Origin of the sequence: Blautia sp. HCP28S3_G10 (assembly GCF_052065235.1) — a bacterium.
GTDB lineage: Bacteria > Bacillota > Clostridia > Lachnospirales > Lachnospiraceae > Blautia_A.
Map to the genome: position 1 here is coordinate 42537 of NZ_JBQHUL010000022.1, position 15967 is coordinate 58503.

Consider the following 15967-nt stretch of genomic DNA (forward strand, 5'->3'; position numbering starts at 1 on the left):
GTCTGCCTAGAAAATCAGGTTTCCGATGACATATACAATAAGCGATACCAACCATGCGATCACACACTGGGCAATCACTACAAATATTGCCCACTTACTACCAAGTTCTCTTTTGATCGAAGCAATCGCAGCCACACACGGTGTATACAGCAGACAAAACGCAAGGAGACTTGCTGCTGAAAGCGGTGTAATGCATGAAAGAAGTGCAGCTGTATTTCCAAAGAGAATAGATAAAGTGGATACTACGCTTTCCTTAGCCATGAATCCTGTGATCAGTGCTGTGGAAATTCTCCAGTCACCAAATCCCATTGGTTTAAATATCGGTGCGATCACACCGGCAACCATAGCCAGAATACTGTCTTTGGAATCAGAAACAATATTCAGGTGAGAATTAAATGTCTGAAGGAACCAAATAACCAGAGTTGCCATAAAAATAACTGTAAAAGCTCTCTGAAGGAAATCTTTTGCCTTATCCCAGAGAAGATGCCCAACATTCTTGGCACCCGGCATACGATAATTTGGAAGTTCCATAACAAATGGTACTGCTTCACCACTGAACAGGGTTTTTCTGAGAAGGAGCGCCATAAGAATTCCCATTATGATTCCGCCAAAATACAGTGTGATCATCACGACAGCTCCATTATGCGGAAAGAATGCTGCTGTGAAAAAAGCATAAATAGGAAGTTTTGCTGAACAACTCATAAATGGTGTCAGCAATATGGTCATTTTTCGGTCACGTTCTGACGGCAGTGTACGACTTGCCATAACCCCCGGCACTGTACAGCCAAATCCGACAAGCATAGGCACGATACTTCTGCCTGAAAGACCAATTTTACGAAGCAGTTTATCCATAACAAACGCAACTCTGGCCATATATCCACTGTCTTCGAGAAGTGACAGGAAGAAGAACAGTGTTACAATAATCGGAAGGAAACTCAGCACACTTCCAACGCCGTTAAATATTCCATCAATCACAAGCGAATGAAGCACACTGTTTACATTAGAAGCAGTCATCCACTGATCCACTATATTGCCCAGAGCTGTAATCCCCATGTCAAGGATATTCTGAAGGAATGCTCCGATAACACCAAATGTCAGGTAAAATACAAGCCCCATAATTCCTACAAAACACGGAATTGCTGTATATTTTCCAGTTAAGATTTTGTCGAACTTTACACTTCGCAGATGTTCTTTGCTTTCTTTTGGCTTAACTACTGTTTCATCACAAACTCTTTCAATGAAATCAAAACGCATGTGGGCAATAGCCGCTGCACGATCAAGTCCTCTCTCATTTTCCATCTGTACAACAATGTGCTCCAGCATTTCCTTTTCGTTCTTATCCAGATCCAGACTGTCGAGAATCAGCTGATCACCCTCAGCAAGTTTGGCAGCTGCAAAACGTACCGGTATTCTGGCTGCTTTTGCATGGTCTTCAATAAGATGCATAATCGCATGAAGACATCTGTGTACAGCACCACCATCTTCATTTGCATCACAGAAGTCAATTTTTCCGGGTTTTTCCTGATATTTTGCAACATGGAGGGCATGCTCTACAAGTTCATCAATTCCCTCGTTCTTTGCTGCTGAAATAGGAACAACCGGTATTCCCAGCAGTTCCTCCATTTCATTAACGAGGATTGAGCCTCCGTTTTCCCTGACTTCATCCATCATATTTAATGCAAGAACCATAGGAATATCCAGTTCCATCAGCTGCATGGTCAGGTACAGATTTCGCTCAATATTCGTGGCATCTACAATATTAATAATGCCTTTTGGATGTTCGTCCAGAACAAAATTTCTGGTTACAATCTCTTCACTGGAATATGGAGACATGGAATAAATTCCCGGAAGGTCTGTAACAAGCGTATTGTTTTTTCCTCTGATGCATCCATCTTTACGGTCTACAGTTACTCCCGGAAAGTTACCTACATGCTGACTGGATCCCGTCAGCTGATTAAACAATGTAGTCTTTCCACAGTTCTGATTTCCTGCAAGTGCAAAAGTCAGTGTTTCGTTTTCTGGAAGAGGATGTTCTGTTTCTTTTACATGAAACTTACCGCCTTCTCCCAGTCCCGGATGTGGAAACTTATCTGCTGATCTTACCTTTCGGGCAGCGGATGTTTCTTTATTTGGTTCTGCATCACGTATATTTTCTATCTCTATTTTTTCTGCATCAGCAAGACGCAGTGTCAGTTCATAACTGTGAATACGTAATTCCATAGGATCTCCCATAGGTGCATATTTCACCATGGTCACATCGCCCTTCGGAATCAGCCCCATATCCAGGAAATGTTGTCTCAGAGCTCCCTCTCCACCAACAGAACGTATTGTAGCAGTTTTTCCAATAGGCAGTTCTCTTAATGATGTCATATCTGCTTCCTCTTTTTCTTTTGTATTTTATTGATATTTTTTATCATTAGCATACACTAACCCTATTCTATATGAGAATATTTGTCAATAGAAAACAAAAGAATTTTGCAACAAAAAACTGTATACAAAAATCGAGGCTGTCTCAACGACAGCCCCGATTCTGATACTATTCTTCTATATTTCCATCTTTGATATACTGAAGTGCCTTACGGATCCTCAGATATTTCAGGTATTTTTCCTGACAGACAGCGACAGCTTCCGGATCAGGCTCGTATCGACATTCGATATTTACTGTTCCTTCTGAAATCTGCTCAAGGGAGGTTATACTTCCGCCTTTATATGCGGCAAGAAGAGCGATTCCAAATGCCGGGCCTATCATACCTTCCATCTTCTCAATGGAAATATTTAGCACGTTTGCCATTGTCTGCAGCCACACCGGACTCCTGGCACCACCGCCGACAACTTTTACTGTACCGTATTTTTCAAGTGGAAGATGCATTTTTTCTGCCAGTTCTCTGAATCCGAAACACAGACCTTCGATGATCGCATAAAACATATCTTCCTGAGTAGTAGAAAGGTTAATTCCTATAAATGCCCCTCTCATCTCCGGATCTGCGTAGATGGTCTTGTCTCCCGCCAAATGCGGATAAAAGAGAAGTTCATTTTCGGCTTTGGATTTTACATCGATGGAAGTAGTCATCTCTTTGAAGTTCTTCATATCCACGATGGATTTATTCCACCAGTCAAATGTGTTGCCATTGCTCTGTACAACTCCCTGTACAAGATACAGGAAATTTTTGTCATCAAATGAAAATAATATTTTTTTGCCCTTAGTCTGTCCTTCGGGTCTCTCAATAGGCATCATAAATACGCCTGAAGTTCCCAGCGATACAACCGGATATCCAAGTCCCAGACAGCCTGTTGAGATTGCTGTTGCCGGATTATCTCCTGTACCCACGATCACTTCTACATCTGTATTCAGCCCGAACTCTTCTGCGATCTCCGGAAGGATCTTTCCTGCACTTTCCGCACTTCCTCTCAGTTTCGGATAGCAGTCTTTGCTCAGTCCGACCAGTTCTCTCATTCCCTCAGACCATTTCTTATTGCAGATCTCATATAAGCAGGATGTTGAAGCCTCACAGTAATCTGTTGTCTCTTCTCCTGTCAGACGATGTACCAGATAATCCGGTCCTATCAGGAATTTTTTGATTTTTTTCAGATTTTCGGGCTCATTTATCTTTAGCCAGTAGAGATTTGCTGCCGGACTTCCTGTGGATATCGTCCTGGAAAGGTAATCCCCTTCCGGAAATTCCAGAATTTTTTCTTTCAGTTCCGGAAGAAGGTCTTTTGTCCGGGTATCATTCCACATCATTGCAGGTCTTATCGGTTTTCCATCTTCCCCGATAACGATCAGGGTATGCATCTGTCCGGTCACACCAATTCCTTTTAAAGCTTTAGGATCTTGCTCTTCCAGAATGCGTTTCATGCCTCTTTGCATTGCCTGAAACCATATTTCCGGGTCGATCTCACACCAGCCATCCTGTGACTGTACTGCCTCATACTCTTCAGAAATCTGCCCGAGAATATGCTTTTCTGAATCTGTCAGGACCAGCTTCATAGAAGAGGTTCCCAAGTCAATTCCCAAATATGTATCGTTCACACCAACACCCGCCTTACAGAACACCTTAGTGCTCGTTGATCATTGTAACAAGCTCCTGTGCTTTTTTGCTTACAGCTTCAACTGCTTCAATACTTAAATGAATAACATCATGTTCATTGTGGTTTGCTTCATATGCAGCACCAAATGTCTTAATATATTCTTTACGGAGGTCTGAACCATAGTTGATCTTGATCAGACCATGTTTTTTAGCTTCCCAGATAACTTCTTTCGGGATTCCTGAACCACCGTGGAGAACAAGCGGAACTTTTGATACCTGATTTATTTTTTCAAGAAGCGGAATATCGATCTGTGGATTCAGGCAAAGTCCGTGAACATTTCCTACAGAAACAGCCAGTGTATCGCAACCTGTTTCTTCTACAAATTCAGCAACCATGTCAGGGTCTGTCTTGCATTCTGCCTCATTGACAATATCTTCTTCTTTTCCACGAAGTGCACCAAGTTCTGCTTCTACCGGAAGTCCATAGAAATGGCAGTAATCTGCTGCTCTTCTGCACTCTTTTACGTTTTCTTTAAATGGGAGGTGGGATGCATCGATCATGATGGAAGTAAATCCTGCATCAACACAAGCTTTAACATCTTCAAAAGATTTACCATGATCAAGATGAAGTCCTATAGGAGTTTCAGATTTTTTTACTGCATCTCTTGCTATTTCTGCAATAATCGCAGGATTTGAAAGACGTAAGTTGTTTGAAGAAATCTGAATATATCCCGGAAGATTTGCTTTCATAAGACCATCTGCGATCGCATATGTCATTTCAAGGTTAGTTGTATTGAATGCCGGTAATACAAAATTATTTCTTTTTGCAAACTCCATAAGATCAAAGCCATTTACAAGTTTCATAGTAAACTCCTCCTGTTTATGTTAAGTAAATTTATAGTTTCCTGTCATCAGGTTTACTGAAAATCATGCATTGCCTCATAGAAGCGTTTATAATTTTCAAATTTCTTTCGATAATACTCTGCCATTTCCGGATTCGGAACAAATTTCTTTTTGATTTTTACTGCCTTCTTTATTCCTTCTTCCATTGATGAATATGCATTCATGGCTGTTGCAGCCATAATCATACAGCCAAGTGTGCCTGCTTCACTACTTTCCAGAGAATAAACTTCCATTCCGAAAATATCTGCACGGATCTGTAAGGTCAGATCAGATGCAGCTCCGCCGCCGGTTGCTGCAATACTGCTCATTTCTGTTCCCAGAACCTGAAGTCTTTCGTATGCAAGATACATCTGAAATGCCATACCCTCGAGAATTCCTCTGTAGAGTTCTTCCGGTTTTGTGTGAATTGTCAGGCCTGTGACCGTACCTCTTGCATCCATGGACAGATCAGGATTTCCCGCAGAACCAAACTGCGGAAGCACCATAACATCTGTTTTGATGCCACGTGCTTTTTCGTCCATGTACTGGAAAAAGTTGGTTCCATCTTCCTGACATTTACGGCTGATATCCTGGAATATACTGTCTTTTGCCCAGTTTTTAAGTGCACCACAGGTAGTGACTTCAAGGCTTGAAAGGTATTTATCAGGGAATACATACGGGATGCAGGTGAAATCATTTTTCATCATATATGGTGTCATCATGACTTTCGGAAGCATCATGAACATGAATTCACATGTTCCCATTCCGCATTCTCCGTCTTTCGGTCCCATCAGACCACTGCCAAGTGCTGCGCAGGTCTGGTCATGTCCACCTGCCACGATCTTAAGATCTTTATTCAGTCCCAGTTCCTCTGCCATTTCCGGAAGGATTGTTCCCACAACAGTACATGGGGGAACAGGTTCTGACATCTGCTCTGCACGGATACCGGCAAGTTTCAGGAATTCTTCAGACCACTGAAATTTAGTTATGTCAAATGCCATGCTGCGCGCAGCTGAAGAATAGCTGACTTTGCGTTCTCCGGTAAGTACATATCCTACAAAATCCTCATAATATAAAATTGCTGCGGATTTCTTTATTACATCTGTATTTCTGTTGAGCCACATGTATTTCGGAAGTCCATATAACTCATTCGGAGGAAGCCCTGTTGTCTCGAAGATTCTGTCAGCCCCAAGTGTATTTATGATTTCTTCTGTTTCCGGAATGCCTCTGCAGTCTCCTGTAAGCATGGAATTAATAAGAACTTTTCCATCTGCATCCAGGCACACTACAGATTCTCCCAGACTGGTAACTGCCATTGAGGTAATCCCCTCCGGACAGTTTCTTCCAACATCTTTAAGAACTTCTTTTACATTTCTGATGACGATATCAGGATTTAACTCCCTGTATCCTCCGGTGCCTTCTTCCTGATATCTTCTGCTGGACTGGTATACCACACTGCCCTCCAGATCATATACCAGCATTTTGCAGCCGCTGGTTCCTACGTCCATTCCTGCAAATAACATTCTTTCTGCCATAAAGAGCTCCATTCAGACTACTGTAAATTATCAGTCTTTTGATTTTGATTTTCTGACTACGTCAATGATAACTGCTGCCAGGATAATGATACCTTTGAATACTTCCTGCCAGAAAGAATTGATACCCATCAGGTTCAGACCATTTGTGATAACACCGATGATCAGGATACCAATGAAAGTACCACCAACAGTTCCGACACCACCTGACATACTTGTTCCACCGATAACTACTGCTGCGATTGCGTCCATTTCAAATCCGCTGCCAAGTGTTGCTGCTGCGGATCCAAGTCTTGCAGACCAGATCAGACCACTGAGACCGCAGAACAGACCGATCAGAACATATGGAAGCATGTTGTATTTCTTTACATTTACGCCAGAGTACTGAGCTGCAAGTTTATTTCCACCCAGTGCATAGATATAATATCCGAAGCGTGTACGGTTTAATAAGAACCATGTAAAGATAAGAACTACTGCAGCATAAATAATGATTACGGAAATTCCTGCTACATCACTGTTACCAAGAGCTGTATATGCATCATTACGAACTCGGATAGTAACACCACCGGAGATGATCTCTGTAAGACCACGACCGATACTCTGTGTTGCAAGAGTTGCTACGAATGCCGGAACCTTTAAATAAGAAATAGCTACACCGTTTACAATACCAACCAGCGCACCAACTGCAAGACAGATGATTACAGTAGGAACTACCGGAAGACCAACATTGGTGATCATGTAAGCACCAAGAATACCAGAGAGACCAACCGTTGAACCAACGGAAATATCGATCTCACCCATCAGAATTGCAAGTAACATACCACAACTGATGATGGCATTAACTGAGTTGGATTTTAAAAGGTTCAGAATGTTTGATGAGGTAAGAAATCTTGGCGTTGAAATGGAAACGATGATTACCAAGAGAATCAGACCTATAATTGTACCAATGTTTCTTTTAACAAAACTTACGCCTGGGATTTTATTTTCACTTTTTGTATTCATGACCAGACCTCCTAACTTTTTTATTGACAAGTGTTGCTGCTACCTTTATGCTTCACGCTGTGTTGCCAGTTTCATCATTGTTTCCTGTGAGAATTCTGTTTCGTTTAACTCTCCTGTGATTCTTCCTTCACACATTACATAACATCTGTTACACATGTTAATGATTTCCGGAAGTTCGGAGGAAACCATGATGATACATACTCCGTTTGCTGCCAGTTCATCAATGATCGCATAAATCTCTGCTTTGGCCGCAACATCGATACCTCTTGTTGGCTCATCCAGGATAATAACTTTCGGTTTGTTAGCCAGCCATTTGCTGAGAACAACTTTCTGCTGGTTACCACCACTTAAGTTTCCACAGAGCTGTTTCGGAGAAGTAATCTTTATGGAAAATTTCTTACGGTAATCCTCTACCATAGTATTCCAGTCCTTGTCCTTTACGTGAATTCCGTTTACAAAATCTGCCAGACAGACAAGTCCCATATTAAATCTTACATCGTTTTTCAGAATCAGACCCTCGCCACGTCTGTCTTCTGATACATAAGCAATACCGTTTTTGATCGCATCACTGGGTGATTTGATATTTACCGGTTTTCCATCAAGAAGGATTTCTCCTTCGCTCTTCTGAAATGCTCCAAAAATTGTTTTCATAAGTTCTGTACGGCCGGCACCAACCAGACCTGCAAATCCTACAATCTCGCCATAATGCGCTTTAAAACTGGCATTTCTGAAGAGCTTCGGATGCGACAGATTACGTGTTTCCAGAGCAACCTCCCCTATTTTATGTACATTCTTTGTATAGAAGCTGTCCAGCTCACGACCAACCATCAGACTGATAAGTTCATCTTTTTCTGCTGTTGCAGTTACAAGATCCCCTACCATTTTTCCATCTCGAAGAACTACAATACGGTCTGTGATTGCAAAAAGTTCTTCCAATCTATGTGAAATATAGATAATTCCAATATTTTTTTTCTGAAGAAGGCGGATAATTCCAAACAGGATCTCAACTTCACCCTGTGAAAGAGATGATGTCGGCTCATCCATTACTACGATTCTTGCTTCAGCTGATATTGCTTTGATAATTTCAACCAGCTGCTGCATTCCCATTGTCAGACTTCTTACAAGCTGATTTGCTTTTAAATTCAGATGCAGATCATCGATCAGCTTCTGAGTCTCTCTTTCCATTGCCGGTACATCTACAAGACCGAACTTGTTCTTGGGTTCTCTTCCCAGAAATACATTTGCTGCAATTGTTCTATCCGGTACCAGCACAATTTCCTGATGAATAATACGAATACCATTCTCTCCTGCTACAGCAGCAGAAGAAATGTTTTTAACATTTCCATCGATACGGATTTCTCCGGAATCTGCCTTATAAATGCCGCCAAGGATTTTAATCAGGGTTGACTTTCCGGCTCCGTTCTCGCCGAGGATAGCAACAACTTCTCCTTCATCTACAGAAAGGTTTACACCATTCAGCACAACATTGGAGGCAAATGCTTTCGTTATATTTGTCATCTCTAATAGCTTTGTTTCGCTCATATTATGCTACCTCTCATTTTTTCTTAAAAGTGGGCGTTGCCACTCAGCAACGCCCTGTTTAACTTATCATGTCAGGACTTCGATTTGCTCTGTCCTTATTATTTACAGATTATTCAGCTGCTTCTTCTGTTGGTTCAGCATCTGCTTCTGCATCTGCATCTGCATCATCTGTTGTTTCTGTTGCGTCTGCATCGTCTGCTGCATCAGCATCTTCTTCATCAAGTGTGTCCCAAGCGTCGAGATCATAATCATCGATGTTGTCTTTTGTGATGCTGTAAGATTCGATTGCTGTATTGAATTCGATTTCTTTTCCTTCAAGAACGTCGATAGCTTCTTTTACGCCCATGTAACCCATGTATGTAGGTCTCTGTGCGGAAGACTGAACCATTGTACCGTCTTTGATCGCATGTTTACCAATCGGAGCACCGTCTTTACCAAGGATATCGATTTTGCCGGTCTTTCCAGCATCTTCAACAGCCTGTACAGCACCAAGAGCAGATGTATCATTGATACAGTAGATTACATCGATGTCATCGTTTGCCTGAAGTGCATCAGATACTACGTTGAAAGATGTTTCTGTAGAACCTTCGCCCTCAACAACCTGTGCTTCTACGAAAGCGTCCGGGTTATCTGTGTTGTCTTTGATTCCCTGCCAGAATCCGTCTACGTTGATGATACAGGATTCAGCTGTCTGAAGATGAACGATCAGAATATTTGCTCCGTCCGGATGGTTTTCAGCAACCCACTGTCCAGAAAGGTATCCGAGCTGTGTGTTATCAGAAGCAATGATTCCGTCTACCAGATCATAATCATCTTCTGTGATTACGTTATCTACGTTGATAACTTTAACATCTGCTTTCTTGCAGTTTTCAAGAACTGTTTTAGCTCCTGCTGAATCGTATGGAATATAAACCAGAGCATCAATTCCGCTTGCGATCATATCATCGATCTGAGAAGCCTGCTGTGTCGGGTCGTTCTGTGGATCAAAGTAGAGCAGTTCGCTTCCTGTTTCATCGCATGCCTGCTGTACACCATCAAGAACAGCTGTGAAGTACTCATTTGTCAGAGTGTATGGAGAGAAACCAATTGTATATTTTTCTCCGGAATCTTCTTTTGCATCATCAGCCATTACTGTAGCTGCACCAGCTACCATTGATAATGCCATAGCACCTGTTAATAAAGCTGCGATAATTTTTTTCTTCATAAGAAAAACCTCCCTTTTTGTTCGCTTTACGAATCTCATGTTCGTTTTTTGTTTGTATGAACATACTAACACAATCAAATTTTCAATGCAATATGATTAATAACCAATATTTTCATTCTCTGTTTGTGCATTTTTTCTTTTGGATGTTCGTTTTTTACGCCATTTTTGTTTGTTTTCACCTTTGTTTTTTCACAATTTTAACGTTTTTTATTGGTTTTTTGCTTATTCAGGTCATCAAATAGTTGTTCGTTTTCTCGTTTAAAAATGTTCGTTTTGACAGATATAAAAAAGACTGAAAACAAAAAACTTGTTTTTCAGTCTTTTCAGGGTAATTATTCAGTTATTCTGCAATGATCACATTAACTCTGTGCCTTTTTAAAAGAAGTTCCGCCTCTTCATCCAGTCCTGAATCTGTAATAAGACCGTCAACCTGCGAAAGGCTTCCAAATTCATTAAGATTATATGTGTTCATTTTGGAGGAATCAACCATTAGGTAAACTTTCTTGGCTACGGAGAAGATCGAACTTTTCAGCCGGGCCTCCGGAGAATAGCCATCATAAAGCTTTCCATCAGATCCTACAGCTGCAGCTCCAATAAATGCAATATCCAGCTGATATTTCTTCAGTTGTTCTTCCGCAACCGGACCTGAACAGCAGTTAGTGATACGGATCACATCGCCGCCAAGCATGATCACAGAAAGATTCTCAAATCGCAGGGCATGTTCAGCCACTTTCAGATGATGTGTCACTACCACCGCCCTGACATCATCTTTCAGATAATTTAATATGATCCTCGTTGTAGAACCGGCATCAATAAAAATGCGCTGTCCATTCTGGATCATGGTTGCTGCAAGCTCAGCTATTTTTTCTTTACTGTCTTTGTGTGCAATCCTGGCTTCATCAAAAGAGATCATACGCACAACCGGCTGATTTCCAAGAGTTGCACCTCCGTGGGTTCTGGCAATATTATACTCCTGTGCCAGGGAATTCAGATCTCTTCTTACTGTCATTTCTGAAATGCCAAACTGTTCAGAAAGGTCACTGACAAAAACTTCATGCTGTTTTTGAAGTATATCCAGGATTGCCAGACATCTTTCGCTCTTTTTCACACTGGTACCTTCCTTTATATATGCTGTCTTAATTATATCATTTAAGTGATCTTTTTCAAGTTCTATTTCTGCTCATTTGAACATTTTTCGTGTTTGATTTGTGTATTTGAACATTTCTTTTGTTTTTTAGCATATTTATCGTTATTTTCTTAGATGACATTTGGCAGAAAGGAGACTATAATACTCCTGAAAAATACAAGCAGGAGGTTTTTTATTATGAATCGTAAATGGTGGCGTGATAAAGTTGCCTATCAGATCTACCCCAAAAGTTTTAACGACTCAAACAATGACGGTATCGGTGATATCCCGGGAATTATAGAGAAACTTGATTACCTGAAAGATCTCGGTATAGACATCGTGTGGATCTCTCCGTGCTATCCGTCTCCTTTTGCAGACCAGGGTTATGATATTTCAGATTATTATAATATCCACCCTGTATTCGGCACACTGGAAGACATGGACCGTCTTCTCTCAGAAGCAAAAAAACGTAATATGTATATTATTCTGGATCTTGTTGTCAATCACTGTTCTGATGAACATGAATGGTTCAAAAAAGCCTGCCAGGACCCTGATGGAAAGTACGGCAATTTCTTTTATATAGAGGATCGTAAAGAGGGCGAACTTCCATGCAACTGGAGAAGCTATTTCGGCGGTTCTGTCTGGGAACCTCTCCCAGGACATCCGGATAAACAGTATCTTCATGTTTTCCACAAAAAGCAGCCGGATCTGAACTGGGAAAATCCTGAAGTACGCGAGGAAGTCTATAAAAATATCAACTGGTGGCTGGACCGTGGTGTCAGTGGGTTCCGTATTGACGCTATCATTAACATCAAAAAGAAGCTTCCTTTTAAAGATTATCCTGTTGACAGGTCTGATGGCCTTTCCAGTATCCGATACATGCTGGAAGATGCAGAGGGCGTAGGTGATTTTCTCGGCGAAATGCGTGACAGGACATTTGCCCCACATAATGCTTTCTCAGTAGGTGAAGTTTTTAATGAAAAAGATGAAGAACTTCCGGATTTTATCGGAGACAACGGATATTTTTCCAGTATGTTCGATTTTTCCACAGAAGTCTTCGGCGGAAGTGATAAGGGGTGGTATGACCATACCCCTATTACTCCGGATGATTATAAAAAATGTTGTTTTAATTCTCAGAAACGTGTCAGCAATGTCGGTTTTCTTTCCAACATTATCGAAAATCATGATGAACCACGTGGAGTCTGCCACTATATTCCTGACGGAGAACTTTCTGAGCACAGCAAAAAAATGCTGGCGACTGTGTACTTCATGCTGAAAGGTCTTCCGTTTATCTATCAGGGACAGGAAATTGGCATGGAAAATCTTTCTTTCCAGTCTATTGACCAGATTGATGATGTCAGTACTATTGACCAGTATCATGTAACCCTGGATGCAGGTCTTTCTGAAAGAGAAGCGCTTGCCTGCGTTTCCAGATACAGCCGTGACAATGCACGTACTCCGGTTCAGTGGGATTCATCTGTAAATGCCGGATTCTCAGAAGGCACACCATGGCTTCCGGTAAATCCAAATTATACAGAAATCAATGTAGCATCCCAGGAAAATGATCCGGACTCTCTTCTTTCTTACTATAAGAAGCTGATCGCACTACGTAAAGATCCTGTATACAAAGAAACTATTGTATACGGAGAACTGATCCCTTATCTGGAAGACCGTCACAATCTGATGGCTTATTACAGAAAAGGTGACAAAATGCTTCTGATTCTCGGAAATTTCCAGAAAGAAACTCAGACTGTTAAACTTCCGGCACCATATAAAAAAATCCTTCTTAACAACTACCCGGAACTGAAAGTTATTGATGATTCTGTGATTCTCGATGATTATCAGGCAGTAATTCTGGAACTTTAAATATTTTTTGGAAATTATTCCGAATAAACAAATCCCCATGAAAACTTTTCAATCGAAGTCTTCATGGGGATATTTTTGGGTAGAATTGTGGGAGTGCATTGCACGAAACAATTCGCAGGTATCATAGCCGGGGGCTTTTTGCACCCAACATCATTTGCACAGTTCTTCTGCCATGGCATCAATCTCTGCAAAATTTTCTTCACTGAGAGATGACATGATCTTAACTTCTTTTTCAAGCCATGTGATATTTTTGCTCTTTTCGAACATTCCCTTCATAACCTTGGCTGCTGTAGGAGCCCAGCTACCGTTTTCGATAAGACCGATTGTACGGTTCTGGTAATTACGCTCTGTCAAATGCTCAATGAAATTACGCATGAATGGGAAAATATCTGCATTATATGTAACAGTTGCAAGAACCAGCTTACCATAACGGAAAGCATCTTCTACTGCTTCAGCCATATCTTCTCTTGCAAGATCACATACAACTACTTTCGGGCAGCCTTTTTCTTCCAGTTTCTGTGCCAGAAGTTCAGCAGCTTTTTTTGTATGTCCGTAAACAGATGCATAAGCGATCATAACACCTTCACTCTCAACTTTGTAAGAAGACCAGATGTCATATTTTTCCAGATAATGTCCAAGATTTTCTGTAAGTACAGGTCCATGAAGCGGGCAGATGATCTGGATATCCAGTGCAGCGGCCGCTTTCAGAAGTTTCTGAACCTGCGGACCGTATTTTCCAACAATTCCGATATAATAACGACGTGCTTCGCAGTCCCAGTCTTCCTCAGCATCAAGTGCGCCAAACTTACCAAATCCATCAGCAGAGAAAAGAACCTTATCTGTACTGTCATATGTAACCATAACTTCAGGCCAGTGTACCATCGGTGCAAACACAAATGTAAGGACATGTTTACCAAGTGTCAGGGTATCACCGTTTGCAACTACCAGCTTCTTTTCTTCTGCCAGATTCATTCCTCTGAAGAAATTTCCCATCATTGTGAAAGTCTTCGCATTTGCAACAACTGTTGTCTCCGGGTATGCTTTCATGAAGTTCTCAATATTTGCAGCATGATCCGGCTCCATATGCTGAACTACAAGATAATCAGGTTTCGCTCCATCAAGAGCTTTTGCAACATTTCCAAGCCATTCTTCTGTAAAATTTGCATCTACAGTATCCATAACTGCAATCTTTTCATCTCTGATCACATAAGAGTTGTAAGCCATTCCGTTAGGAACAATATACTGTCCCTCAAAAAGATCAATTTCATGATCATTAACCCCTACATATGAAATATCGTCTGTGATTTTCATGATAACAATTTACCTCCTAACAAGCTGAATTCGTTTGTATTTCTACATCACCATTCTTATTTCTCAGATTATTATATCCGCTCCTTCAGCCGAAATCAATAGGCATTGTCAGCAAGTAAAACTGCTCTGGACAACTGCTGGTATATTCTGTTATTATCATAACACTGAAAAAAATCAGGATACAAGAATAATTTCAGGTTAATTTAAACTTTATCAGTTATTCTCAAATAAATTTTAACAGGAGAGTAATGCTATGAAATGTTTTTCACAGATATGTATCTGTGCTGCTATATCGCTTATGACTCTTTTCGCCGAATTTTCTTCTGCATCTAAAGTTACTGTTTTTGCAGACAGTACAGACTCTTTCTCTGAAATTTCCTCAGAACTGGCTGCTGCTGACAGTTATCTTCATCCGGATACAGAAATCACTCCAACTGAAAACCCGCTGAAAGATCGTCTCACGGATTTTCTTGAAGATACACCTGGCACATGGAGTATTTATGTAAAAAATCTCAGTACAGATGAATCTTTTTCCATTAATAACCAGAGTATGTATGCTGCCAGCCTTATTAAATTATTTGTTATGGAAGACTGTTTTGCTAATCTGAATACCATGATAAATAATGCTTCTTATGAAGAAGGCTCTGAAGCTCTGGGATATGATTATATAATGGGAATGATGGAAGATATGATCGAAATTTCCGATAATGATGCATATTACAACCTGGTAAAACTTCGCACAGACGCAAATACCTTTGTTGACGGATGTCTTCAGGTCAACAGTGATATCTGGGATAATGGATATTCTGACACAGGAATCTACCACAGCCTTGTCCCTGCAACAACAGAATATACTTCCACCAGCGATGAACGAAATCATACCTCTGTCAGTGACTGCGGAGCTCTTCTGGAAAAAATCTACAACAGAACCTGTGTTTCTGAAACTGCCTCTGCAAAAATGCTGGATTTTCTCCTGAACCAGGAGACGGACACCAAGATTCCGGCCGCACTTCCTGAAGGAACAAAAGTGGCCAACAAAACCGGCGAGACAGATGAAAATGAACATGATGCCGCCATTGTCTATGGTCCGGAAACAGATTATATTCTCTGCGTTATGTCCTCTGACATCCCAACAGACGGTTCCGCAGTAGATATCTTGCAGGAAATTTCAGAAATTGTATATGGTTATATGAACGCAAACTGACAACAAAACACCAGCCAATTCTGATGTCCCAGAACTGCAATCTATGTATGCAGTCAGCAATTGCCTGAACAAAAGATTCATAAATCTATTAAAAAAGTATTATCCCTGACAGTGTTTTTCCGGATAAATAAAAAAATCCGGGGTTCCTTGTGGAACCCCGCAGACTGTAGACAAACTTGGTGTTGGGTGTTATGCCCAGCACCATTTTTCTTTTAAAACTTCTTTTCTTTTTATTTTTTTCAAAATCAACAAAAATCTGGCTGTATTCCA

11 protein-coding genes and 1 pseudogene are annotated in these 15967 nt (G+C 40.9%); 2 read left to right on the forward strand and 10 right to left on the reverse strand.

Going from position 1 to position 15967, the window contains the following annotated elements; all coding sequences use genetic code 11:
* Positions 1-6: 6 nt before the first annotated feature.
* From feoB to ACTNB8_RS10320, 8 genes are all read right to left on the reverse strand, one after another.
* A complete protein-coding gene (gene feoB / locus ACTNB8_RS10285) occupies positions 7-2370 on the reverse strand; it encodes a ferrous iron transport protein B (protein ID WP_441054388.1) in 2364 nt (787 codons plus the stop codon).
* A gap of 166 nt (positions 2371-2536) precedes the next feature.
* Positions 2537-4030 carry a xylulokinase gene (locus tag ACTNB8_RS10290; protein ID WP_441054390.1) on the reverse strand — a complete coding sequence of 498 codons (1494 nt, stop codon included), beginning with the start codon at positions 4028-4030 and terminating at the stop codon, positions 2537-2539.
* Between the two features lie 25 nt (positions 4031-4055).
* Positions 4056-4892, reverse strand: a complete 837-nt coding sequence (locus tag ACTNB8_RS10295) for a class II aldolase (protein WP_441054392.1) — start codon at positions 4890-4892, stop codon at positions 4056-4058.
* A gap of 53 nt (positions 4893-4945) precedes the next feature.
* Positions 4946-6445: an FGGY-family carbohydrate kinase gene (locus tag ACTNB8_RS10300; protein WP_441054394.1), complete on the reverse strand. Its 1500-nt coding sequence runs from the start codon at positions 6443-6445 to the stop codon at positions 4946-4948.
* A 30-nt stretch (positions 6446-6475) separates the two neighbouring features.
* The gene (locus ACTNB8_RS10305; RefSeq protein WP_441054396.1) at positions 6476-7444 is read right to left on the reverse strand and encodes an ABC transporter permease; all 969 of its coding nucleotides are present in this window, start codon (positions 7442-7444) and stop codon (positions 6476-6478) included.
* A gap of 45 nt (positions 7445-7489) precedes the next feature.
* Complete coding sequence (locus tag ACTNB8_RS10310; protein ID WP_441054398.1) at positions 7490-8986, reverse strand: sugar ABC transporter ATP-binding protein; 1497 nt, start codon at positions 8984-8986, stop codon at positions 7490-7492.
* Positions 8987-9095: 109 nt separating this feature from the next.
* Positions 9096-10190, reverse strand: coding sequence for a sugar ABC transporter substrate-binding protein (locus ACTNB8_RS10315; protein WP_441054400.1), 1095 nt, complete (start codon positions 10188-10190; stop codon positions 9096-9098).
* A 340-nt stretch (positions 10191-10530) separates the two neighbouring features.
* Positions 10531-11298, reverse strand: a complete 768-nt coding sequence (locus tag ACTNB8_RS10320; RefSeq protein ID WP_441054401.1) for a DeoR/GlpR family DNA-binding transcription regulator — start codon at positions 11296-11298, stop codon at positions 10531-10533.
* Positions 11299-11514: 216 nt separating this feature from the next.
* Here ACTNB8_RS10320 and ACTNB8_RS10325 point away from each other — a divergent pair, with 216 nt between their 5' ends.
* Positions 11515-13182, forward strand: a complete 1668-nt coding sequence (locus ACTNB8_RS10325) for an alpha-glucosidase (protein ID WP_441054402.1) — start codon at positions 11515-11517, stop codon at positions 13180-13182.
* Between the two features lie 153 nt (positions 13183-13335).
* Here the strand turns inward: ACTNB8_RS10325 and ACTNB8_RS10330 are convergent.
* A pseudogene (locus ACTNB8_RS10330) lies at positions 13336-14493 on the reverse strand (FprA family A-type flavoprotein); the annotation flags it as partial.
* 253 nt (positions 14494-14746) lie between these two features.
* Between ACTNB8_RS10330 and ACTNB8_RS10335 the strand changes: the two are divergent.
* Entirely contained in the window at positions 14747-15697 is a 951-nt protein-coding gene (locus ACTNB8_RS10335) for a serine hydrolase (protein WP_441054404.1), read from the forward strand.
* Positions 15698-15785: 88 nt separating this feature from the next.
* Here ACTNB8_RS10335 and ACTNB8_RS10340 read toward each other — a convergent pair.
* A partial coding sequence (locus ACTNB8_RS10340; protein ID WP_441054406.1) for a hypothetical protein occupies positions 15786-15967 on the reverse strand: 182 nt, incomplete at its 5' end.

Coding starts and splice junctions, on each gene's coding strand:
- feoB (WP_441054388.1), bottom strand. CDS start 2,370: ATGACATCATTAAGAGAACTGCCTATTGGAAAAACTGCTACAATACGT.
- ACTNB8_RS10295 (WP_441054392.1), bottom strand. CDS start 4,892: ATGAAACTTGTAAATGGCTTTGATCTTATGGAGTTTGCAAAAAGAAAT.
- ACTNB8_RS10300 (WP_441054394.1), bottom strand. CDS start 6,445: ATGGCAGAAAGAATGTTATTTGCAGGAATGGACGTAGGAACCAGCGGC.
- ACTNB8_RS10305 (WP_441054396.1), bottom strand. CDS start 7,444: ATGAATACAAAAAGTGAAAATAAAATCCCAGGCGTAAGTTTTGTTAAA.
- ACTNB8_RS10310 (WP_441054398.1), bottom strand. CDS start 8,986: ATGAGCGAAACAAAGCTATTAGAGATGACAAATATAACGAAAGCATTT.
- ACTNB8_RS10315 (WP_441054400.1), bottom strand. CDS start 10,190: ATGAAGAAAAAAATTATCGCAGCTTTATTAACAGGTGCTATGGCATTA.
- ACTNB8_RS10325 (WP_441054402.1), top strand. CDS start 11,515: ATGAATCGTAAATGGTGGCGTGATAAAGTTGCCTATCAGATCTACCCC.
- ACTNB8_RS10335 (WP_441054404.1), top strand. CDS start 14,747: ATGAAATGTTTTTCACAGATATGTATCTGTGCTGCTATATCGCTTATG.